The sequence below is a fragment of the Amycolatopsis minnesotensis genome (assembly GCF_039529815.1).
GTDB classification, from domain to species: domain Bacteria; phylum Actinomycetota; class Actinomycetes; order Mycobacteriales; family Pseudonocardiaceae; genus Amycolatopsis; species Amycolatopsis minnesotensis.
The window spans coordinates 18,283-39,273 of sequence record NZ_BAAANN010000051.1 but is presented as its reverse complement, the minus strand read 5'-3'; the positions used below and the strand labels follow the sequence as shown (position 1 = coordinate 39,273).

The window sequence follows — 20,991 nt, the reverse complement described above, 5'->3', positions numbered from 1 at the left end:
ACGTCGCCGCAGGCCAACGCGGTGATCGGGCGCTGGCTCACCGTGGTCCCGCCGATGGCAGCTTCCGGTCATGGTCAAGCGGCCGCCCGGCCGCGTTCCCTAGGTTGTCCGGTATGCGTAGCGTTCCCCGGCTGCTCACGGCCGTACTGGTGGCGATCGGCTTTGCGGTGTCCGCCTGTGGTTCCGCCGACACCCCGGATCCCGAGCCGAACCTCCTCAGGGAGTACTGGGAATCGGCCGCGGTCAAGAACGACCGCCTGCCCGGTTACGGCGAGGCCCCCGAGGACCGCAAAGCCAATCTCGCCGCCTACTACTCGCCCGAACGGCTACTGGCCCGGCTGCTGGGCGTGTTCGACTGCACCGACAAGCCCGACACCGAGCGGCACGGCGGCACCTACTTCGACACTTTCTGCGATCTCACCGGCACGGTTCGCAGTGCCGTGCGGAACGCCGGTGGCGATCCCGAAGACATCTCCGGCCGCGTCGCGCTGGTCAAGCACCCGGACGGCGCGCTGGAGCTGATGACCCTGTTCGTCGCCAACGGCAAGGTGATCGACGCGAACGGCGAGACCTACCCCGGCCTCGAAGAGTTCCGTGCGCGCAACGACCTCCTCGGTCCGGACGACGTGATGCTCGTGCCGCGCAACCTCGCCCAGGAACACGGCGAGAACGAACTCGTCACCGTCTACGGCCACACCCGGTGGGCGGGCTGGCCGTGGCTGTTCGGCGGCGCCGGAGTGCTGGTGCTGATCGTCGTGCTGCTGCTGATCCGCAACCGGGTTCGCCTCGCCCGGCGGCGGAACGCCCAGGACTCCGGCGGCGCGCCGCCATCTTCTCCTGACGCCGCCGCTCATACCCCTCAGGATCCACCCGCATCAGCAACGAGTTGACCAACCTCCGCAGTGCGGGCGGATTCCGATTCTCGAACCTCCCCGCCAACAACGAGTCAACCTCAGCAGCCACCCCCTCGGACACACACGCGGTCGCCTCAAATACCCGCGAGGCCGCATACTCGTTGATGAGCCCAGCTTCCATCGCGGCCAGCGTGCACGGCAGGTATGAGGTCAACGCGACAGCGAGCGCCACCTTCCGTTCCGCTGCGGCCTGCGTCAAATTCGACAGCAACGCGATCTCCCCGGCCACCGATCTTCGCGAGGACACCCGCACCATCTGAGAAATAGTGCGCAACGCAAAAGCTTGCGCCCGCCACTCCACAAGATTGGCTAACGCCACAGAATCAGCAAACAAGGAACGCTCAGAACCCACAGTTTTGATAGCCATGCCACAATTCTACCGCCCCGCAAAACACTTTCCGTCACCCAATCAGGTACAGGAAATATCACAGCTTGCCACAACGGGACAACAACACAACGGAAGCCAAACAACAATCGGGACCGACAATGCGTCGGGAACGGCACACCAAGGTGACCAAAGAGATCCGTTCCGTGGGGAACTGTCGCTGGTGACCAACGACGCGACCCGCACCGAGGAGCGACAGTTCTCCACGGCGCGCCGCAGGCGCGCTTGAAACCCGCACCGCGCCCACCAAACCCGCCTACAAGAACAAGAAATCAGCAATCAAGAACAAGATCCCCCCGAGGCTTGGCGCAACAAAGAAGGATCTTGTCATCCGCAACCTCCCGAGCCCGAATCCCCCCATTATGCCGCATATCGACGGCTCCCCGAAGGAGAGTGGTCTTGCAAGTCCCGCACATCCCCTGCCCGCAAGACGACGGCAGAGTGATCCCAGCCGCCGACGCCGCATCCAGGACCGACGTATCCGACCCGCATTCGACAGTCGACCCAGTACGCGCGAACTCCACCGAATACTTCTCCGAACAGTCCACAGTGGATGAACGAGGCACGGGGATGTCGAAGCTTTCCTGATGGTAGCGCTCCTCGGGAAGCCCAGCCCCGATGAGCATCTGGCGCACGGCGCCCATGTACGCCGGAGGCCCGCAGATGAACACTTCGCGGTCGAGGAAATCGGGAGCGATCTGCCGCAGCATGTCCGCGCTCAGCCTGCCGCGGTGCCCGTGCCACCGTTCGCCGGGGCCGTCGTGTTCGCAGACGTGGGCGACCCGGATGTCGCGGGAGGTCGCCGCGATGAGATCGAGTTCCTGCCGGAAGATGATGTCCCCCGGCGCGCGGGCGCTGTGCACGAAGACCACGTCGGTGGGCTGGGCGAGATCGTGCAGCGTCCTGGTCATCGACATCATCGGGGTGATGCCGCTGCCGCCGGAGAGGAAGAGGTACCTGGCCGCCGGGTGCTGGACCGGCGAAAACGTGCCGAGCGGGCCGCGTGCGCGCAGCGCCTGTCCCGGTGCGAGGTAATCGTGCAGCCAGTTCGACGCCACCCCGCCGGGTACCCGCTTCACGGTGATCGAGGCGACGAGCGGGCGGGACGGCGGGGACGAGATCGTGTAGCACCGGTCGATCTCGCTCCCGTCGATGTCCAGCGTGACGGTGAGGTGCTGGCCGGGGTCGTGGCGGAACACGCGGGGTTCGGCTGGTTCGAACACGAACGTCTTGACGTCGGCGGTGACGGCCTGGACCTGCTTGCAGACCAGGACACCGTCTTCCCATGCGCGGGGGCAGGCCCAGGATCGGTTCATCGGCGCAGGTGCTCCCGGAGTCGGGTGAGGTACCAGGTGCAGAACGCGTCGACCTGGTATTCGGACGGGGCGTACGGGCCAGGCTCGTAGGCGGGGCTGGTGATCCCGCACTGCGCGCGGGTGACCAGATCCGCGTCCTGCTCGTTCGTGGCCGTCCACACCTTGGTCAGCCTGCCGAGGTCGTAGTCGACGCCCTCTTCCGCGTCCGGGTGGACGAGCCAGGTGGTGCGGAGCAGCGTCCTGTCCGGGGCAATCGGGAGCACGGCGAAGGTGATCGCGTGCTCGCTGAGCACGTGGAACCACGCGTTGGGTTGCCAGTGCAGGGAAAGGTGCCCGAGACGCGCGGTGGGGAAGTCGGCGAGCAGGCGGCGGCACGCGGCCGTGCCGTCCGGGGTGAAGGACTCGCCCGCGAGGTCGAGCGGCTCGCGTTCGATCCGGAACCCGCTCGGGCGGGTCAGCTCTTCGATGGTTTCGTAGGGGAGGCCGAGCCGGTCGTAGGTTTCCCGCAGTTCCGCCCGCACCCGGCAGTACCGTTCGTAGGCCGGGCGCAGCGGGGGCGGGAGCTGGTCCTCGCGGTAGCCGTAGGTCGGGAAGAACGAGCGCACCAGCTCGGGATGGCCGTCGCAGTGGTAGCACTCCCGGTTGTTCTCCATCGTCAGCTTCCAGTTGCAGTCTTCGACGAGGTCGACCCGCGCGGCCACCTTCGCCTCCCGCAACCGGTGGGGGAGTAGGTAGGGCTCGATGCGGGAGGCGACCTCGGCGAAATCCGGTGGCGGATCCTCGGCGAGACAGACGAAAACGAGCCCGCCGACGCTGCGCACGTGCACGGTCTTGAGCCCGAAGCACGCGGGGTCGAAACCGCCGTCCTGCGCCGGGGCGTGCAGCAGGCTGCCGTCCGTCCGGTAGGTCCACTTGTGATAGCCGCAGACGATGTTGCCGACCGAGCCGCGCTCTTCGGTGAGGATCCGCGCGCCGCGGTGGCGGCACACGTTGTGCAGGGCTGTGAGGTTCTCGTCGTCGTCGCGCACCACGATGATCGAATAAGGGCCGATCGCCGCCGTGACGTAGTCGCCGGGTTCGGGGAGTTCCCCTTCCGCCGCAACGAAAATCCACTGCCGGGTCCACACCGCGGCGAGGTCGAGGTCGAAGACCTCCCGGCTGGCGTAGAACGGCGCTTCCAGGCTGCGACCGGGTATCCGCCGGTCGACGAGGTCAGCGGTATCGAGTGTCATGTTCTCCGGTCCTTCCTGATCAGATCGGCAGGCACAGCCGCAGCGCGTCGAACGTGGCGGCGTGGATGTTGCGGCTGGTCACGGCATCGCCGATGCGGAACAGCCGGAAGCGCCCGCCGGGATGGCGGACGACTCGCTGCGGCCCGAGCCCCAGCAGGGCGGGGTGGTCGACCTCGCCGAGGTTCGTGGAGCGGGGGAGCAGGTCCCGGTAGAGGTCGTCATTCGGCAGCGTCCCGTGCTCGACGACCACCGCGGCCACGACGCGTTCGAACTCCGCGTCCGCGTAGTCGCTGGACAGCGTCGCGGTCAGGGAACCGTCGCCGGTGCGCCGCACGGACCGCAACCGGTGCGCCACCGTGACGCGCACCCCGTGCTCGGCGAAGGCCTTGAGGTAGGCGGGGGAGTTCATGCTGCCGACGTCCGGGGCGAGCGTCCGTTCCGGTGTCACGTACTCGATCGCGGCCCCGCCGCGGGCGAGCACCTCGGCCGCGTCCATTCCCGGGTAGGCGCCGTTGTCGTCGTAGACGAGCACGGGTCCTCGCGGCCGCACCGAGCCGGTGAGCACGTCCCACGTATCGGCCACGAGATCCCCGCCCTCGGCCAGGAACGTCAGGTCGGGCAGGCCGCCGGTGGCGATGACGACGACCTCGGGCGCCTCGGCGAGGATGTCTTCCGGCTCGGCGAGAACCCCGCACCGGATGTCGACGCCGTGCCGCTTGCACTCGCCGACCCGCCAGTCGACGATGCCGAGCAGATCCCGCCGACGGGGGTTCGAGGCGGCGATGCGCACCTGCCCGCCCGGTACGTCACCTGCTTCGAACACGACGACTTCGTGCCCCCGTTCACCGAGCACGCGCGCCGCTTCGAGCCCGGCCGGACCGGCGCCGACGACCACGGCCTTGACCCGGCCGGCCGCGGGCGTGATGGTGTGCGGCAGCCATTGCTCCCTGCCGGTGGCCGGGTTGTGGATGCACTTGGTGTCACCGGAGTCGTAGATCGCGTCCAGGCAGTAGCTCGCGCCGACGCACGGCCGGATCCGGTCCTCCTCGCCCGCGGCGATCTTGGCGACCAGGTGCGGATCGGCGATCTGGGCGCGGGTCATGCCGACGAGGTCGAGCAGGCCCTCGCGGACGGCGTGGCGGGCGGTGGCGACGTCGGCGATGCGCGCGGCGTGCATCACCGGGACGTCCAGGCGGCGCTTCACCTCGGCCGTGAACTCGAGGAACGGTGCCGCCGGGGTGCCCATCGACGGGATCACCTTCGCCAGCGTCGCGTCGCTTTCGATCGAGCCGCGGATGGTGCTGATGAAGTCGATGCCGTCGTCGATGAAGCACCGCGCCGCGATCAGTGCGTCGTCGAAGGTCAGCCCGCCGGGGCGGTCCTCGTCCAGCGACATCCGGATGCCGATGAGGAACTCCGGTCCGACCGCCTCGCGCACCGCCCGGATCACCCGGCGCGGGAACGCCATCCGGTGCTCCAGGCTGCCGCCGAACTCGTCGCGGCGCTGGTTGGTCGTCGGTGACAGGAAGCTGTCCAGGAAATGGCCGTAGGACTGGATTTCGACACCGTCGAGGTGCCCGTCCCGGCAGCGGGCCGCCGCGTCGGCGTAGTCGCGCACGATCCGGTCCAGGTCCCAGTGCTCGGCCTCCTTCGGGAACGCGCGGTGCGCCGGTTCGCGCAGCGGGGACGCGGACAGCACCGGCAGCCAGTCGCCGGCGTAGTTGCTGGTGCGGCGGCCGAGATGGGTGATCTGGCACATCACGGCGGCGCCCTCGGCGTGCACGTCGTCGGCGAGCGGGCGCAGCCAGCGCACCACCTCGTCGTCGTGCAGCCGCACGTTCCCGAACGAGGGCGGGCTGTCCGGTGAGACGACCGCGGAGCCGCCGATCATGGTCAGCCCGACGCCACCCCGCGCCTTCTCCAGGTGGTACGCGCGGTAGCGGTCCTTCGGCAGGCCGTCGTCGGCGAACGCCGGTTCGTGCGAGGTGCTGACCACGCGGTTGCGCAAGGTGAGGTGCTTGATCGTGAACGGCTGAAGCAGCGGATCCGTGGTGCGCATACCGCTCCTCGGGAGTGCGTAGGGGCTGCGTCCACTCAGGGTGCGGCCGGGCACCACGGAAGAACAATCAAACGTCCGCGCAGGAAACCGTGCAAAATCCTTGCATGATTGACAGCAGGCTCCGCGTGCTCCAGCTCGTCGCCAAGCACGGCACCGTCACCGCCGCGGCGCAGGTGCTGAACTACACCCCGTCGGCGGTTTCGCATCAGCTCCGCCAGCTCTCCGCGGATCTTGGCGTCGAGCTGGTGGTCCCGCAGGGGCGGCGGATCCGGCTCACCGCGGCCGCCCACACGGTGCTCCGCCACGCGGAAACCCTGTACGCGCAATGGGAACGCGCGCGGGTGGAGCTGGCCGCGCTGGCCGACGAACCCAGCGGCCCCTTCACGCTGTGCGGGTTCTCGACCGCCGCGACGCACCTGCTGCCCCCGGCCGCGGCGGACCTGCGCGACAGCTTTCCCGGCCTGACCGTGCGCCTGCTCGAAGCCGAGCCGGCCCGCTGCTTCGACCTGCTGCTGGCCGGCGAAGCCGATCTGGCGCTGGTGATCGTCACGGCCGACACCCCGCCGCTATCGGATCGGCGGTTCGACCAGCAACCGCTGCTCGATGACCCGCTCGACCTGGTCACCCCCGCAGGCCACCCGCTGACCGAGCGCCCATCGGTCACCCTTTCCGACGCCGCGAACGAACCCTGGATCGTCAGCAAGTCGGGAAGCACCTACCACCACCTGGTCACCACCGCGTGCATGGCGGCGGGCTTTTCGCCCGATATCGCGCACTACGCCGACGAATGGGACACCGGCACCGCGTTCGTCGCGCACGGCTTCGGCGTCAGCCTCGTCCCGCGGCTGGCCCGCCTGCACAGCCACTGGCCGATCACCCGCATCCCGCTGCGCGGCGAGCCGACGCCAGCCCGCCGGATCCTCGCCGCCACCCGCATGGGCGCACGCGAAAACCCCACGATCGCCCGAGCGCTGGGCACCATCACCGCGACCGCGTCCCATATCCTGCCCGACGCCGAAATCTGAACGACCCACCTGGCGAGAATCGGTTCTCCGGACAGGAATCACGTTTTCCGTCGGCACCGTGAATGGTGCAGTCCTCGAACTGCCCTGACCCGCGAATCCGCGAGCGCGTTCGGTGTCGCGGTGCACCGGCATGTGCTGGGGTCTCGCGGCTCTTTCTCGTTTCGGTGCTGGTACCCCGAAGAAGGGCCTTTCAGAGTGGGAGGGCCGTGGATGTGGCCTTCGCGGACCCGCCCTGCCCCGGGGTGCATGCCCTGAAGGGGCCTTTGAGGGAATCTGACGCCGCAAAGGCGACCTTCAGGGCATGGGCGTCGCCGTGTCGTATGCCGTGAGGGGCGAGATCGTGACGTCAGATTCCCCGAAGGCGTCCTTGGGGGAATGTGCTGGGGTCTCGCGGCTCTTTCTCGTTTCGGTGCTGGTACCCCGAAGAAGGGCCTTTCAGAGTGGGAGGGCCGTGGATTTGACCTTCGCGGACCCGCCCTGCCCCGGGGCGCATGCCCTGAAGGGGCCTTTGAGGGAATCTGATGTCGCGAAGGCGACCTTCAGGGCATGGGCTCAGATTTCACAGCGCACGCCTCCTGCTCGTGCCTGCGCTGGCGCCCCGAAAAAGGGCCTTTCAGAGTGGGAGGGCCGTGGATTTGACCTTCGCGGACCCGCCCTGCCCCGGGGTGCATGCCCTGAAGGGGCCTTTGAGGGAATCTGATGTCGCAAAGGCGACCTTCAGGGCATGGGCGTCGCCGTGTCGTATGCCGTGAGGGGCGAGATCGTGACGTCAGATTCCCCGAAGGCGTCCTTGGGGGAATGTGCTGGGGTCTCGCGGCTCTTTCTCGTTTCGGTGCTGGTACCCCGAAGAAGGGCCTTTCAGAGTGGGAGGGCCGCGGATGTGACCTCCGCCGAACCGCCCCGCCCCACCCCACCCCGAGCTGATGCCCCGAGTCGATGCCCCGAAAGAACCCTTGAGGGAATCTGATGCCGCGAAGGCGACCTTCAGGGCATGGGCGTCGCCGTGTCGTATGCCGCGAGGGGCAAGAACGTGGCGTCAGATGCCCCGAAGGGCACCTTCAGGGCATGAGCAACCCCTGTAAGCGAGTGAGGATGAAAATAAAGTCCTTGCACTTATGAAGTCAGTGCTGCTTTAGTGGTCCGCCGCACCAGGGGCCCGGACCGCGAAAGGAATCCACAGTGGACTCGCCGATGCCACGACGCGCGCGGATCGGCATCGTCGGTGCCGGGCTGGGTGGCCTGACGTGCGCGCGCGTTCTGCGGCGGCACGGGATCGCGGTGCCGGTGTACGGCCGCGATCCCGACGGGCGATCCCACAACCCTGGCGGCCGAGACCGATCCCGGGAAGATCGGGCGGTTCGGTCAGACCCCGGCCGTCTGAGCGGCGGACCGTGACGCCGCGGTGGCGCTCGCTTCGGTGAGCGCGGCGGGCTGGGAATAGAAGGGCGAGTGGGAGGTATCGAGTTCGACCACGGTGGCAGGGGTGGCCGACACGGCGTCGATCTCCTCGATGAACCGGTGTTGCAGCGGTAGCCGGATGGCGTTGTCCTGCGCGCAGGTCACGTAGGTGTGCGGGATGCTGCCGTAACGGGCCGCCGTCACGGTCAGTTCCTCGCGGAGCATGCCCAGCGGGCCGTCCGGGCTCAGCAGGGCGATCGCGGCCGCCGCGGTGCGGTCGTCGGCGTCGTGGCAGAACGCCTCCTTGATCTGCTCGCGGCTGGCCGGATCGCCGAAGTCGACGCGCGCCGCGCCGACCACCGCCGGGTCGGCCACCAGCAGCCGGGACAGCTTCTCGCCCGCGTTCTCGGGGTAAGCGGCGTAGGACCCGGCGGGCACGCCGCTCACCGGGGCGATCGCGGAGACGTAGACCAGCCCGCCGACGAGTTCCGGGACGAGTTCGGCGAGCGCGGTCGCGACCGCGCCACCCATGCTGTGCGCGACCACGAGACACGGCCGCCCGTCGCCGATCGTGCGTACCTGATCGGCGAGGGCGGCCGCCGCGGAGGACGCGGTGACGGTGGCGACCGGTGAGGACTCGGTGGCGAACGCCGTCGCGTCGAAGGGCCGTGCCCAGCGGGCGCGCAGTGCGGGGCTCCGCAGCCCGTGCCCGTCGAGATCGACCGCGACCGACTGGATCCCGCGCGCGGCGAGCTGCTCGGTCACCCGGCTCCAGCACCAGCCGCCGTGCCAGAAACCGTGGACCAGTACGACGGGCTGCGAGTCGGTCATCTCTTCCTCAGGCGTTCACGGGGGCGGGGCACTCCCCGCAAGCTAGCGCGCGCGGTGCCCCGTTTCCGGCCCGCCGGGGCGAACGGGTAAGAGGTTCTGGCCGTTCGTCCTCGGTGGCCCATTCGCGCCAACGCGGTGCCATCGCCCGGACGCTACTCGTGGGTACATGTCGACTTGCCGTCACTGTCAAGTTATAACTTGTTCTAAATACCTCAACGGTGAGGATCATCGCATGAATGACGAAGCCGTGTGGAGAAGGAACTCCGGTGCAGTGTCCCGGCGGCTCTTCATAGCTGGAACTGGTTCTATCTTGGCCGGGGCGGCTTTGGCGGGGCCTGCCAGCGCCGCAGCGCAGCGGGTGGCCGCCACCGTCTCGGACGGGGCGCGGGTGCCCGCGCTCGTGATCGGGTCCGGTTACGGCGGTTCGGTTGCCGCGCTCCGGCTCGCACAGGCCGGTATCGACGTGCAGCTGATCGAAATGGGCATGGCCTGGGACAAACCCGGATCCGACGGCAAGATCTTCACCAACACCACCAGCCCGGACCAGCGCTCGTACTGGTTGCGCACCAGGACGAAACAGCCGCTGTCCAACTTCCTCGGGTTTCCCATCGACCGCGACATCCCGCGCTACACCGGGATTCTCGACGCCGAGGAGTTCAGCGGCATCACCGTCTACCAGGGGCGCGGTGTCGGCGGCGGCTCGCTGGTCAACGGCGGCATGGCCGTCACGCCGAAACGGGAGAACTTCGGCGCGATCCTCCCGACGGTCGACGCGGGCGAGATGTACGACGTCTACTACCCGCGCGCCAACGCGGGGCTCGGCGTCGGCACGATCGACCCGGCCTGGTTCGACAGCGCCGAGTGCTACCAGTACGCGCGGGTCGGCCGGAAACAGGCGCAGCGGTCCGGATTCCCGTTCGTGTTCGTGCCCGACGTGTACGACTGGGACTACATGAAGAAGGAACAGGCCGGTACCGTGCCGAAGTCGGCGCTGGCAGGGGAAATCCTGTACGGCAACAACTACGGCAAGAAGTCGCTGCAGAAGACCTACCTCGCGCAGATCGCGGCGACCGGCCGGGTCACCGTTTCGCCGCTGCACCGCGTGACCTCGGTCGCGCCCGCATCCGGCGGCGGGTACACGGTCACGATCGACCAGCTGGACACCGTGGGCGCGGTGACCGCCACCAAGACGGTGACCGCGGACAAGGTGTTCTTCGCCGCGGGCAGCGTCGGCACGAGCAAGCTGCTGGTGAAGCTGAAGGCGACCGGGGCGCTGCCCAACCTGAACGGCGAGATCGGGAAGGGCTGGGGCGACAACGGGAACGTGATGTGCGGGCGCGCCAACCACCTCTGGGACCCGACCGGCAGCCTCCAGGCGTCCATCCCCACCGGCGGCATCGACAACTGGGCGGCGGGCGGTGCCTTCGCGGAGGTCGCGCCGCTGCCGACCGGGATCGAGACCTGGGCGTCGTTCTACCTGTCCATCACGAAGAACCCGAACCGGGCCCAGTTCACCTGGAACCAGGCGGCCCAGCGCGTCGACCTGAACTGGCAGGCGGCGTGGAAGCAGCCGTCGATCGACATGGCGAAGTCCATTTTCGACAAGATCAACGCGAAGGAGGGGACGATCTACCGGACCGACCTCTTCGGCGTGTACAAGATCTGGGGCGACCACCTCACCTACCACCCGCTCGGCGGCGCGGTGCTGAACAAGGCGACCGACAACTACGGCAGGCTCGCCGGATACCGGGGCCTGTACGTCATCGACGGCGCGCTGATCCCCGGCAACACCAGCGTCAACCCGTTCGTCACCATCACGGCGCTGGCCGAACGGAACATCGAGAAGATCGCCGCCACGGATTTCTGAGCCCCGGCTCGCGGCACCGGATTCCCTTGCGCAGTCCCTGAAGGGCGCCTTTGGGGAATCTGGCGCCGCGATCTCGGCCTTCGTGGCGTGCGGCGTGGTGGTGGCCCGTGCCCTGAAGGTCGCCTTTGCGGCGTCAGGTTCCCTCAAGGGTTCTTTCGGGGCATCGGCTCGGGGCGGGGTGGGGCGGTGGAGGTCGCATTCGTGGCCGTCACGCTCTGGGAGGCCCTTTTCGGTGCGCCAGCGTGGGTACGAGTATGAGGCGCGGGTTACAAGATCTGAGCCCATGCCCTGAAGGGCGCCTTCGCGGAATCTGGCGCCGCGATCTCGCCCTTCACGGCAGACAACACGGCGATGCCCATGCCCTGAAGGGCGCCTTCGCGGCATCAGATTCCCTCAGGGGCCCCTTCAGGGCATGCGCGGTAGCTGCCGTGAAGGCGACACCGCGGTCACGATTGGTGGGACGGCAGGACGCAGGCGACGTCGAGGCCGAGTACGTGGTTCAGCCTGCCGAACGCCAGCCACGAGCCGATGCTCATGCTCAGTTCGACGATTTCCGCCTGCGTGTAGTGCTCGGCCATCCGCGCCCAGAAGGCGTCGTCGAAGCCGTGGTGGTCCAGCGCGTAGCGTTCGGCGTACTCGGCGGCGAGGCGCGTGCGGTCGTCGAAGCGGTCGGTGGCGCGCCAGTCGAGCACGGCGTCGGCGAACTCATCCTCGACCTTCTGGCCATCCCGTTCGGTGCGCCAGTCGAGGCAGAACACGCAGCCGTTGATCTGCGCGATCCGCAGCCGCGCGGCCTCGAACTCGCGCAGCCCCAACGTGGTGTGCGAGTAGACCGCCATCGAGAAGCCGGCGGCCGCGGTCCCGATCCCGGGCACCATTTCGCCCCACACGTAGCCGATCGGGTCCTTGCCGTCGGGGATGTCGATGTTCATCCACGCCTCCTTCCGAACCGGCCTGCTGCCGGGCGCAGCGGGACGTCGAGTGCGTCGTAGAGACCGGGTTCCGCTTCGGTGAGCCAGTCGATCGCGCCGACGAGCCGTCCGACGGCGGTGGCATTCCCGCCCGCGGAACGGTTTTCCCCTTCGTCGCTCGCTTCGACGGTGACCTCGATCCGCGGCCTGCCTTCGATGATCACGCGGTGCGCGCCCGCTCCGCTCGGCGGTGACGGCCAGTCCGGCGCGCACGACGGGTGGATGCGCGTGACGTGCTCGACGACGATCCGGGGCTCGCCGTCGACGATTCCCCGCACCTCGAACCGCACCGCGCCCTGGGTGCCCGCCTCGAACTCGCCCATGGTCCGCGTGGTCACGGTTTCTTCGAGCGGCCGCCGGTCGAGCGTCTCGCGAAGTTCGCCGACCTCGACGCCGAGTCCGCGCGCCATCAACCGGATCTGCCCGCCCCACACCATCGACGGCACGCCCGTCATGAGCATCGGCGGCTGGTAGTCCATCGGCTGCCCCATGCCGACCAGGTAGCGGACGGAATCGGGCTGCTCGTAGGTCGAGTAGTCGAAGATCTCCTGGCAGCGGACGGTGTCCACAATGGTCCCGAGCCCGCTGACCAGCAACGGCAGCACGTCGTTGCCCCAGCCGGGATCGACACCGGAGACGAACAGCGAGCCGCCGCCGTCGGCGATCGCCGCCAGCACCGGCTCGCGCAGTTCCGGTGGCGCGTTCCGCTGGTCGTACAACGGGTAGAGCGCCGGGCTCACGACGACCGCCCCCGCCCGGATCGCCCGCACGATGTCGGCGAGCGCGTCGCCGGGACGGATGTCGCCCGAAGCGGCGTACACGACCGCCCGCGGACTCGCCGCCAGCACGGTTTCGACGTCGTCGGTGGCGAGCACACCCAGTTCCGTGCCGAGCCCGGCGAGTTCGCCCGCGTCCTTGCCGACCTTCTCCGGGTTGTGCACCAGCACGGCGGCCAGCTTCAGCGCCGGATGGGCCTCGACGGCCCGGATTGCCGCCCGGCCCACGTTGCCCGTTCCCCACACCACCGTGGCGATCATTCGCCGATCTTCCCGGTCTTTCCCGGTCAGGGCAAGGAAAACGTTCCGGTGAGCGGACCAGGAGTGCGAAGACGCTGGAATACGCGCCCGCGTAGATCGTCGTCCCGGGGCGGGGCGAGCGGTCTTCCTGATGGGGAGGACTTTCAGGTGGCACGGCGTTCACCCAAGACGGATCGGAGGGTGCTGCCCCGCGACGGGGAAAGCGGAAAGACTCGGTGCCGGCCGGTGAACCCGGCCGTTCCCTTCCCAGCAACCCGTACAAGGGGAAATAGCATGAAACTGCTCAGCACTACGCTGGCGCTGCTGTGCACCGCGCCGGCGCTGCTGCTCACCGGTGCCGGTACGACGTCGGCGCAGCCCGCGGCAGGCCATCCGGCGTTGTCCGTGCGGCACTTCCAGAACGACCGGTTCCAGCGGTGCCTCGACGCGGACATCAACACCGGTGGCAACGGCGGCAAGGTGCAGTTGTGGGACTGCGGCCCGTGGAACCAGCAGCAGTGGATCCTCCGCGGGGACGGTTCCGTGTACAACGTGCGGTTCCAGAGGTGCCTTGACGCGGACATCAACACCGGTAACCACAACGGCGGCGTGGTGCAGCTGTGGGACTGCGGTCCGTGGAACCAGCAGTGGTGGCGATGACCGGCTCCGCAGCTCGGTGCTCATCCCGTGCCCGTCTCCTCGGAGGCGGGCACGGCTCGTCGCATCCCGTCCCGGAGTTGCAAAGGCATCTTTGCAACGGTACCTTTGTATCGTGGAGCCCCGGGAGATCACCGACGTCGACGAGCTGCGGGCACTGGCGCATCCCTTGCGCCAGCGAATCCTGCGGCAGCTCGGCCACGGTCCCGCGACGGCCAGCATGCTGGGCAAGGCGCTGGGGGAAAGCAGTGGCGCCACCAGCTACCACCTCCGGATGCTGGCGAAGCACGAATTCATCGAGGAGGTGCCCGAGCGGGCTCATGGCCGTGAACGGTGGTGGCGCTCGCCGGCGCAGGATCTCCGGTTTCCGCGAAAAGCCTCGCAGGACCCGGAAATCCGTACCCTCATCGAGCAACTCCACCAGCTCAAGCTGGCCGCCGATCAGGAACTGTTCGACAGCTTCCTGGCCGGGCGGGCGGACGAGGGCGAATGGGCGGACGTACTGCCCTACTCCCGCGGCTCTCTCCGGGTGACCCTGCCCGAGCTGCGGGAGTTCTTCGACGAATACCTGGCGCTGCTGAAGCGCTACCGGCGATCGGAGGAGGAAGCACCGGAGGGGGCACGATTGGTCGCCGCCCGCTTCTTCGCTTTCCCGGTGCCCGATCCCGGCACGCGATCACCGGGCGAACGAACCGAGTAGGACCCTGGGCCGCCGAGCTGCCACTCGACGGCCCAGGAATGGCGGAAGCCGTAGCACCACGCCGATTCCGGCGTGTCCACGTACGTACGAACCTCCTTGGGAAGGAAAGCACCCGTGCTCCCCGAAAGCAACTCGCCGATCCGGCCTGCCCTCAGCCGGCTGCTCGTGGCGGTCCTCGTGACAGCCGGCTTGATCGCGCCCGTGCACTTCGCGCGGGCCGCGCCCGCTGACCTGGTCGAACAGGAGGTCGTGTTCCCGAGCGGCGAGCTGACGATGCACGGCACGGTGATCGCACCGGCCGCCACCTCGAACTCGCGCCGGCCCGCCGTGGTGATGGTGCACGGTTCCGGCCGGGTTTCCCGGGAGGGCTACCGGCAGGAGGCCGAATCCTTCGCGCGTTCCGGCATCGTGACCCTCATCTACGACAAGCGGCCCAAGCGATCCGAGACCGACGTCGACTTCTCCTTGCTGGCGAACGACGCGCTGGCCGGGGTGCGGACGCTGCGCACCCGCGCGGACGTCGACCAGGCCAGGACCGGTCTCTGGGGCGTCAGCGAGGGCGGCTGGGTCGCCCCGCTGGCCGCGTCCAGATCCGCCGACGTCGCCTTCGTGGTCACCGTTGGCGGGCCAGGGGTTTCGCCCGCGCGGCAACAGTCGTGGAACCTCGTGAACCGGTTCGCCGCCGCCGGGGTGTCCGGTTCCCTGCCGGACACCGTTTCGCGCACGACGCTGGGGCTGATCGTCGGCGCGGGCTTCTTTCCCGAGCCGGGCTACGACCCGGTTCCGGTGCTGCGACGGGTCACCCAGCCGGTGCTCGGGTTGTGGGGAGAGCTCGACCGGGTGATTCCGGGAGCCGAGAGCATGCGGATCTTCCAGGAGGCGTTCGACCGGGGCGGCAACACCCATTACACGTTGCGAGCCGTGCCCGGCGCCGATCACACGATGCGCCGCACCTCGGACGGTTTCCGGTCGCTGGACGAGATCTCCCCTGCCTACCTGGAACAGGTGAGTTCCTGGGTCACCGGGCTCGCCGCGGGGCCGCCCGCTGCCAGCACCGGCGCGCCGGCGCAGCAGGACCGCCGGACCGTGCCGGTCGAGGCGGGGGCTCCCTGGCTGGAAGTGGCCGCGGTCGCGGTGCTCCTGCTCGGCTTCGCCGGGTATGGCGTGGGCGGGGCGGTCCGGCGGTTGCGCGGGCGTCGCGACGTGCCGCTCGCGCGACGCCCGGCGCGCTGGCTGGCCGCGACCGGCCTGCTGAGCGTGCTGGGGCTGTTCGGCTACCTCGGCTACCTCGCGTCCACTGGCGCGAAGAACCTCGGCGTGGTGGTGCTGGGCAGGCCGTTGCCCTGGCTCGTGCTGCAGGTGCTCGCGGTGGGCGTGGTGGTCGCCGCGGTGGCCACGATCGCGGTTGCCTGGCGTGCCAGGCCCGAACTCGCCCGGCCGCATCGGCTGCGCCTCGGCCTGCTGGCCGCCGCCGGTGTGGTGTTCCTGCCGTGGGCGCTGCACTGGGGCCTGCTCCTGCCGTAACCCACCTCGGCGGAACGTCCACCCGGGAGCGGGGCGGGGAATACTGTGCGCCGTGACGGAAAAAGCGGAGGAGCGCCACGCGTCGTGGCTGGAGCTGTTCTTCGACCTGGTGGCCGTGGCCGGGGTGGCCCAGCTGACGCATCTCGTGCACGGCAGCACGTCGTGGGGCGGGGCCGGGCTGTACGTGGTGTGCTTCCTGGCGTTCTGGATGGCGTGGATGTGCTTCACCGTCATCGGCAACGTGGTCGGCGACGCGACCCGCGCGGTGCCGGTGCTGGTCGCGATGGCCGGGCTGGTGTTCATGGCCGCGTCCGTGCGCGAAGTCCACGACGGGCACGCGCCGGTCTTCGCCGGTGCCTACCTCGGCGTGCGCGTGCTCGCGAGCCGGGTGTGGGAGGGCAGCCGCGAGGAGCGCGTGATCGCCGAGTGGCCGGTGGTGCACGCCGGGGTGAGCATGCTGCCGTGGATCGCCTCGTTCTGGGTGGACGGCCCGTGGCGGTACGCGCTGTGGGCGCTCGGGCTCGCGCTGGACCTGCTGATCACGTTCACCGTGTCCGGCGAACGGCTCGTCGCGAAGATGGCGGAGCGGCTGTCCCGCTACGGGCAGCCGCCTTCCCGGGTGGCCTTCGGACGGCTGGACCCGGCGCACTTCGGCGAGCGCCTCGGGCTGTTCACGATCATCGTGCTCGGCGAAGGCGTGCTCACCGTCACCGCCGCCATGGCGGAGCACGCGGAATGGCACGCGCGGCTGTTCTGGACGGTGAGCGCCGCGCTGATGCTGCTCGGGACCCTCTGGGGCGCCGCGCTCCACCACGGCTTCGGCGGGATCCCGTACCTGTCCCCGGGGCGGTGGGGGCCGAAGGCGTTGTTGCCGCTGCACTGCCTGATCACGGGGCTGCTCGCCGCGTTCGCGGCCGGGCTCGGCGACGCCGTGGAATCCGTGGAGCACGGCCACGTCGGCACCGCGACCCGCTGGCTGCTGTGCGGATGCCTCGCCGCGTTCATCGCGGTCGGCGCGGGTGTCGGGCTGAGTGCCGGGCATCGGAAGGGCTGGGTGTTCGCGGGTCTCGCGGCCGGTCTGGCGATCCCGGCGGCACTCGGGGTCGCCGGTGGTTCGCTTGCGCCCCCGCTGTTCCTGTGGCTGCTCGTGGTCGCCGCGGGCGCCGGTCTCGCCGCCGGTTCACGCGCCAGACGGCCCTAGAGCCAGTCGTGTTCGCGGGCGTACCGGGCGGCCTCGTGCCTGGTCCGCGTCTGCGTTTTCTGCATCGCGTTCGAGAGGTAGTTGCGCACGGTGCCCTCGGCGAGGTGGAGCTGGGCGGCGATGTCGGCGACGGAGAACCCCTCGCGGGTTTCCCGCAGCACGTCGATCTCGCGGTCGGTGAGCGGGCAGTCGTCGACGACGGCGAGCGCGGAGACGTCCGGGTCGATCCACCGCTTGCCCTCGTGCAGGGTCCTGATGACCGTGGTGATGTGCGCCGGTTCCGCCGACTTGCTGACGAAGCCCTGCACGCCGAGTTTCAGCGCCTTGCGGAGCACCCCCGGCCTCGCGTGCCGGGTCAGCATGAGGATCACCTGGTCCGGTCGCGTGCGGCGGATCTCCGCGACGGCACCGAGTCCGTCCACATTGGGCATTTCGAGATCGATCACGAGCACATCGGGCTGGTACCGCAGGGTGGCCGCCACCGCGGCTTCGCCGTCTTCCGCTTCGGCGAGCACGGTGATCTCGCCTTCGAGCGGGAGCAGCGACGCCAAAGCCTTGCGGAGAAGGGCTTCGTCGTCGGCGAGCACCACGGTCGTCATTTGCTGTCCTCTCGCGCTTTCCGGTTGTGCGGGAACGCCGCGGCCGTCACGAACCGGCGGTCCTTTTGCGCCACGGTCAGCTCGCCCCCGCTGTCCGCCAGCCGTTGCCTGAGCGTGGCGAGCCCGCTGAGTTCGGGAAGCGGCGCGTCCGGCACGCCGTCGTTGACGATGGCGATGCCCGACGCGGAGAGCGTGATCCGCACCTGTTTGGCCTGCGCGTGCCGCAGGATGTTGGTCGTGGTCTCGCGCAGGACCTGCCCGAGCAGCTCGCCCGCCTGCGCGTCGACCTCGGCCTCGCGGTCCACGCGCACGAGGATTCCCGCGGCTTCGAAGAGGTTCTTCGCGTTCTCCAGTTCGGCGGACAGGTTGAGCCGCCGCTGCGCGTAGGCGAGTTCCTTGGTCTGGGAGATGGTGTCGCCGACCAGCGCGTGCAGCTCCCGCAGTTCTTCCCGCACCCGGTCGAGATCGCTGTGCACCAGCTTTTCGGCCAGCGCGAGCTTCAGCTTCACCACGTGCAGCGTGTGCCCCTGGATGTCGTGCAGGTCACTGGCGAACCGCATGCGCTCCCGGATGACGGCCAGCTCCGCTTCGCGTTCCCGCGACCGCTCCAATTCCTCCACGAGGTCGTAGAAGCGCTGGCCGGGGATCATGAGTCCGGTCGCCACCACGGCGACGCCGGTGGGGATCGCGACGTACAGGATCAGCATCGCGGGTATGTCCTCGTGCGACACCAGCAGCTTCGTCGCGCCCGCCGCGGCGACGAAGGCGATCAGGCCCAGTGCCGCCGCACCCCGGCGCCTCGGCAGCTTGGGGATGATGAGGGGGCCGACGACGGTGATGCCGTAGAAGGCCGTGTGGCCGTCGAACACCGCCGCGCCGAGCAGCCACACCGCCGCGGTGACGAGCAGGCAGGGCCAGGCGACGCGCAACACGTCACCCGCCGCCCACCACACGGAGGCCACCATGGCCGCCGCCACGCCGATGGCCAGTATGACGGCCTGCCACCATGCCCTGGCGTCGATCGCGATCAGCATCGCCCCGATCGCGGCGAGCGGCGGGAGCATCGTGAGGAGGTTGAGCTTGCGCATCCGCTCCTGCGTCTTGGTGCGCTTGGCCGCCTTCCCGGTCACCGATCGTCACCCGGCCGCTGCCCGAGGCTGAGCAGCGGGATCGTCCCCGCGCTCGCCAGGGTGAGGGCCGCCGCCGTCCACATCAGCCATTGGTTGTGCTCGAACCAGGACTCCACGTCGTCAGGGTAGACACCGAGGTGCTGGAGCAGGAACGCCACGCAGACCAGGAGGAAGACGGCCATGTTGACCGCGAGCAGCACGCGCAGGGGTCGGGTGTCCATATGCGACCCTCCGGGATCGGACGGCAGAGTTGTGCCCAGTATTCGGCAGGCCCCGCCGCCCCACCAGTGACACTGCGTCATGCCCGCACCCCCAAGAACGTCATGGCGAAGTGGTGACGTGGCGCCACTGCCCGGTGGGCGCGCGAACCGCTGAGATCAACGGCATGACCTCGACACCAGTCATCGACGTTGACCGGCTGAACCTCAGCTACGGCGACTTCCACGCCGTGCGGGACCTGTCCTTCCAGGTGATGCGCGGGGAGTTCTACGCGTTGCTCGGCACGAACGGGGCGGGCAAGACCTCGACACTGGAGACCATCGAAGGCCACCGCACGGCCACCTCGGGCACCGTGCGGGTCTTCGGGCAGAGCCCGCGCGACCGGCAGGCCGTGCGCCCGAGGATGGGCATCATGCTGCAGGAGAGCGGGTTCTCCCCTGACCTGACCGTGCGGGAATCGGTCCGGCTGATCGGGCAGCTCACCCAGCGGACGGACAAGGTCGACCGCGTGCTCGGCATCGTCGACCTCACGCGCAAGGCAGGCACCAAGGTGTCCCAGCTCTCCGGCGGCGAGAAGCGGCGGCTGGACTTCGCCACCGCCGTGTACGGGACGCCGGAACTGGTCTTCCTCGACGAGCCGACCACCGGCCTGGACATCCAGTCGCGGGACGACCTCTGGGACGCCGTGGACGAACTGCGCGAAGCGGGTTCCACCATCGTGCTCACCACGCACTACCTCGAAGAGGCCCAGCAGCGCGCCGATCGCATCGGGCTCATGCACAAGGGCGCCTTCCACCGCGAGGGCACCGTTTCCGAACTGACCAGGACGCTGCCGTCCACCATCGACTTCACCCTGCCGCCGCACGCGCCGATGCCGCCGCTGCAGGCCACGCGCGAAAACGACGGCAAATTCCTCATCGAGACCTTCGAACTGCAGAAGGACCTCCACACACTGCTCGGCTGGGCGCAGGACAACGCGATCGAACTCGGCGAACTCGAGGCGGGGCCGACCAGCCTCGACGACGTCTTCCGCGCCATCGACAGCGTCTGACCCCTGCTCCGGAAAAGGACCTTTGCCATGTTTTCCATCGCTCTCGGCGAGCTGATCCAGATCTTCCGGAACCGGCTGGTTCTGGTCACCTCGTTCGTCCTGCCCATCGCGATGAGCGCGTTCTTCATCTACCAGCACGATCTCTTCGCGAAGATCGGCAGCCTCGGCTACATCGCCGCGGTGGTGCTGTTCTTCGTGGCGGCGTTCGGGCTCTACACCAGCACGGTGACCACACTGGCGTCGCGCAGGCAGAACCTCTTCCTCAAACGGCTGCGCTCCACCGCGATCAGCGACGCGGGCATCATGACCGGGCTGCTGCTCCCGGTCACCGTCATCGCGCTGGTCCAGGTGGCGGTGATCCTGACCGTGCTGGCCGTGGTCACCGGCACGCCCGCCCACATCGCGCTGGTGGCGGTGGCGGTGCTCGCGGCGCTGCTCATGATGCTGGGGCTGGGACTGGCCACGGCGGGCGTGACGAACTCACCCGAGCACGCCCAGGTGACCACGCTGCCGATCAGCCTCATCACCATCGGCACGGCAACCTGGGTGGGAATCGCCGGTACCGACAGCCTTCCGCTGCTCAAGCGGCTGCTTCCGGGTGGCTCGGTCACCGAACTGCTCCTCAACGGCTGGAACGGCGGCGTCCCCCTGAAGGACTCCCTGATCCTGCTCGGCCCCAGCTTCGCCTGGGTCGCCGTCTCCATCACGCTGGCCACCCGGCTCTTCCGCTGGGAACCGCGCCGCTGAGGCGCCCGCGGTCGTGACGGGCACCGGACATCGGCGTAGGGGGAGGTCCGGGAGAACGTCACCGGGGCCCGTTGGCAGGGGAGCGATCCCGTGCCAACGGGCCTTTCGCGTCGTTGTCCACTGTGGATAACGGGTGTTCGGGCCCACCC

19 protein-coding genes are annotated in these 20,991 nt (G+C 69.0%); 9 read left to right on the top strand and 10 right to left on the bottom strand.

Going from position 1 to position 20,991, the window contains the following annotated elements; genetic code table 11:
- Positions 1-678: 678 nt before the first annotated feature.
- From ABD256_RS44585 to ABD256_RS39560, 4 genes are all read right to left on the bottom strand, one after another.
- Positions 679-1,170, bottom strand: a complete 492-nt coding sequence (locus ABD256_RS44585; protein ID WP_425546598.1) for a DUF222 domain-containing protein — start codon at positions 1,168-1,170, stop codon at positions 679-681.
- 401 nt (positions 1,171-1,571) lie between these two features.
- On the bottom strand, positions 1,572-2,615 hold the full coding sequence (locus ABD256_RS39570; protein WP_344430718.1) for an FAD-binding oxidoreductase: 1,044 nt from the start codon (positions 2,613-2,615) through the stop codon (positions 1,572-1,574).
- Entirely contained in the window at positions 2,612-3,847 is a 1,236-nt protein-coding gene (locus ABD256_RS39565; protein ID WP_344430716.1) for an aromatic ring-hydroxylating oxygenase subunit alpha, read from the bottom strand. Before ABD256_RS39565 ends, ABD256_RS39570 begins: the two co-directional genes overlap by 4 nt.
- 19 nt (positions 3,848-3,866) lie before the next feature.
- Complete coding sequence (locus ABD256_RS39560) at positions 3,867-5,906, bottom strand: oxidoreductase (protein ID WP_344430714.1); 2,040 nt, start codon at positions 5,904-5,906, stop codon at positions 3,867-3,869.
- Between the two features lie 104 nt (positions 5,907-6,010).
- Here ABD256_RS39560 and ABD256_RS39555 point away from each other — a divergent pair, with 104 nt between their 5' ends.
- On the top strand, positions 6,011-6,931 hold the full coding sequence (locus ABD256_RS39555; protein WP_344430712.1) for a LysR family transcriptional regulator: 921 nt from the start codon (positions 6,011-6,013) through the stop codon (positions 6,929-6,931).
- A 1,191-nt stretch (positions 6,932-8,122) separates the two neighbouring features.
- A complete protein-coding gene (locus ABD256_RS39550) occupies positions 8,123-8,326 on the top strand; it encodes an NAD(P)-binding protein (protein ID WP_344430740.1) in 204 nt (67 codons plus the stop codon).
- Here ABD256_RS39550 and ABD256_RS39545 read toward each other — a convergent pair.
- Positions 8,294-9,160, bottom strand: a complete 867-nt coding sequence (locus ABD256_RS39545) for an alpha/beta hydrolase (RefSeq protein ID WP_344430710.1) — start codon at positions 9,158-9,160, stop codon at positions 8,294-8,296. The genes ABD256_RS39550 and ABD256_RS39545 overlap by 33 nt on opposite strands.
- A gap of 358 nt (positions 9,161-9,518) precedes the next feature.
- Here ABD256_RS39545 and ABD256_RS39540 point away from each other — a divergent pair, with 358 nt between their 5' ends.
- Positions 9,519-11,027, top strand: a complete 1,509-nt coding sequence (locus ABD256_RS39540; RefSeq protein ID WP_486303472.1) for a GMC oxidoreductase — start codon at positions 9,519-9,521, stop codon at positions 11,025-11,027.
- A gap of 446 nt (positions 11,028-11,473) precedes the next feature.
- On the opposite strand, the gene ABD256_RS39535 is transcribed toward ABD256_RS39540, so the two are convergent.
- Both ABD256_RS39535 and ABD256_RS39530 read right to left on the bottom strand, forming a co-directional pair.
- Positions 11,474-11,959: a carboxymuconolactone decarboxylase family protein gene (locus tag ABD256_RS39535; RefSeq protein WP_344430706.1), complete on the bottom strand. Its 486-nt coding sequence runs from the start codon at positions 11,957-11,959 to the stop codon at positions 11,474-11,476.
- Complete coding sequence (locus ABD256_RS39530; RefSeq protein WP_344430704.1) at positions 11,956-13,035, bottom strand: NAD(P)H-dependent amine dehydrogenase family protein; 1,080 nt, start codon at positions 13,033-13,035, stop codon at positions 11,956-11,958. The genes ABD256_RS39535 and ABD256_RS39530 overlap by 4 nt, the downstream gene beginning before the upstream one ends.
- Before the next feature lie 273 nt (positions 13,036-13,308).
- Between ABD256_RS39530 and ABD256_RS39525 the strand changes: the two genes are divergently transcribed.
- The 4 genes from ABD256_RS39525 (at position 13,309) to ABD256_RS39510 (ending at position 17,096) form a co-directional block, all read left to right on the top strand.
- On the top strand, positions 13,309-13,674 hold the full coding sequence (locus ABD256_RS39525) for a ricin-type beta-trefoil lectin domain protein (protein WP_344430702.1): 366 nt from the start codon (positions 13,309-13,311) through the stop codon (positions 13,672-13,674).
- A 112-nt stretch (positions 13,675-13,786) separates the two neighbouring features.
- Complete coding sequence (locus ABD256_RS39520; protein ID WP_344430700.1) at positions 13,787-14,371, top strand: ArsR/SmtB family transcription factor; 585 nt, start codon at positions 13,787-13,789, stop codon at positions 14,369-14,371.
- Positions 14,372-14,485: 114 nt separating this feature from the next.
- Entirely contained in the window at positions 14,486-15,895 is a 1,410-nt protein-coding gene (locus ABD256_RS39515; RefSeq protein WP_344430698.1) for an alpha/beta hydrolase family protein, read from the top strand.
- 52 nt (positions 15,896-15,947) lie between these two features.
- Positions 15,948-17,096 carry a low temperature requirement protein A gene (locus tag ABD256_RS39510; RefSeq protein ID WP_344430696.1) on the top strand — a complete coding sequence of 383 codons (1,149 nt, stop codon included), beginning with the start codon at positions 15,948-15,950 and terminating at the stop codon, positions 17,094-17,096.
- On the opposite strand, the gene ABD256_RS39505 is transcribed toward ABD256_RS39510, so the two are convergent.
- The 3 genes from ABD256_RS39505 to ABD256_RS39495 are packed head-to-tail and all read right to left on the bottom strand — an operon-like array spanning position 17,093 to position 19,046.
- A complete protein-coding gene (locus ABD256_RS39505) occupies positions 17,093-17,695 on the bottom strand; it encodes a response regulator transcription factor (RefSeq protein WP_344430694.1) in 603 nt (200 codons plus the stop codon). The two genes, ABD256_RS39510 and ABD256_RS39505, sit on opposite strands and share 4 nt — an antisense overlap.
- On the bottom strand, positions 17,692-18,783 hold the full coding sequence (locus ABD256_RS39500; RefSeq protein WP_344430738.1) for a sensor histidine kinase: 1,092 nt from the start codon (positions 18,781-18,783) through the stop codon (positions 17,692-17,694). Before ABD256_RS39500 ends, ABD256_RS39505 begins: the two co-directional genes overlap by 4 nt.
- 38 nt (positions 18,784-18,821) lie before the next feature.
- Positions 18,822-19,046, bottom strand: coding sequence for a hypothetical protein (locus ABD256_RS39495; protein ID WP_344430692.1), 225 nt, complete (start codon positions 19,044-19,046; stop codon positions 18,822-18,824).
- A gap of 164 nt (positions 19,047-19,210) precedes the next feature.
- Between ABD256_RS39495 and ABD256_RS39490 the strand changes: the two genes are divergently transcribed.
- Positions 19,211-20,095, top strand: a complete 885-nt coding sequence (locus ABD256_RS39490) for an ABC transporter ATP-binding protein (protein ID WP_344430690.1) — start codon at positions 19,211-19,213, stop codon at positions 20,093-20,095.
- A 27-nt stretch (positions 20,096-20,122) separates the two neighbouring features.
- Positions 20,123-20,842: an ABC transporter permease gene (locus tag ABD256_RS39485; protein WP_344430688.1), complete on the top strand. Its 720-nt coding sequence runs from the start codon at positions 20,123-20,125 to the stop codon at positions 20,840-20,842.
- Positions 20,843-20,991 lie beyond the last annotated feature (149 nt).

Excerpts from the sequence above, each read along its gene's own strand:
- ABD256_RS39505 (WP_344430694.1), bottom strand. The coding sequence starts at position 17,695 with ATGACGACCGTGGTGCTCGCCGACGACGAAGCCCTTCTCCGCAAGGCT.
- ABD256_RS39530 (WP_344430704.1), bottom strand. The coding sequence starts at position 13,035 with ATGATCGCCACGGTGGTGTGGGGAACGGGCAACGTGGGCCGGGCGGCA.
- ABD256_RS39565 (WP_344430716.1), bottom strand. The coding sequence starts at position 3,847 with ATGACACTCGATACCGCTGACCTCGTCGACCGGCGGATACCCGGTCGC.
- ABD256_RS39550 (WP_344430740.1), top strand. The coding sequence starts at position 8,123 with ATGCCACGACGCGCGCGGATCGGCATCGTCGGTGCCGGGCTGGGTGGC.
- ABD256_RS44585 (WP_425546598.1), bottom strand. The coding sequence starts at position 1,170 with ATGGTGCGGGTGTCCTCGCGAAGATCGGTGGCCGGGGAGATCGCGTTG.
- ABD256_RS39535 (WP_344430706.1), bottom strand. The coding sequence starts at position 11,959 with ATGAACATCGACATCCCCGACGGCAAGGACCCGATCGGCTACGTGTGG.
- ABD256_RS39485 (WP_344430688.1), top strand. The coding sequence starts at position 20,123 with ATGTTTTCCATCGCTCTCGGCGAGCTGATCCAGATCTTCCGGAACCGG.
- ABD256_RS39490 (WP_344430690.1), top strand. The coding sequence starts at position 19,211 with ATGACCTCGACACCAGTCATCGACGTTGACCGGCTGAACCTCAGCTAC.
- ABD256_RS39560 (WP_344430714.1), bottom strand. The coding sequence starts at position 5,906 with ATGCGCACCACGGATCCGCTGCTTCAGCCGTTCACGATCAAGCACCTC.
- ABD256_RS39570 (WP_344430718.1), bottom strand. The coding sequence starts at position 2,615 with ATGAACCGATCCTGGGCCTGCCCCCGCGCATGGGAAGACGGTGTCCTG.
- ABD256_RS39525 (WP_344430702.1), top strand. The coding sequence starts at position 13,309 with ATGAAACTGCTCAGCACTACGCTGGCGCTGCTGTGCACCGCGCCGGCG.
- ABD256_RS39495 (WP_344430692.1), bottom strand. The coding sequence starts at position 19,046 with ATGGACACCCGACCCCTGCGCGTGCTGCTCGCGGTCAACATGGCCGTC.
- ABD256_RS39500 (WP_344430738.1), bottom strand. The coding sequence starts at position 18,783 with ATGCGCAAGCTCAACCTCCTCACGATGCTCCCGCCGCTCGCCGCGATC.
- ABD256_RS39555 (WP_344430712.1), top strand. The coding sequence starts at position 6,011 with ATGATTGACAGCAGGCTCCGCGTGCTCCAGCTCGTCGCCAAGCACGGC.
- ABD256_RS39545 (WP_344430710.1), bottom strand. The coding sequence starts at position 9,160 with ATGACCGACTCGCAGCCCGTCGTACTGGTCCACGGTTTCTGGCACGGC.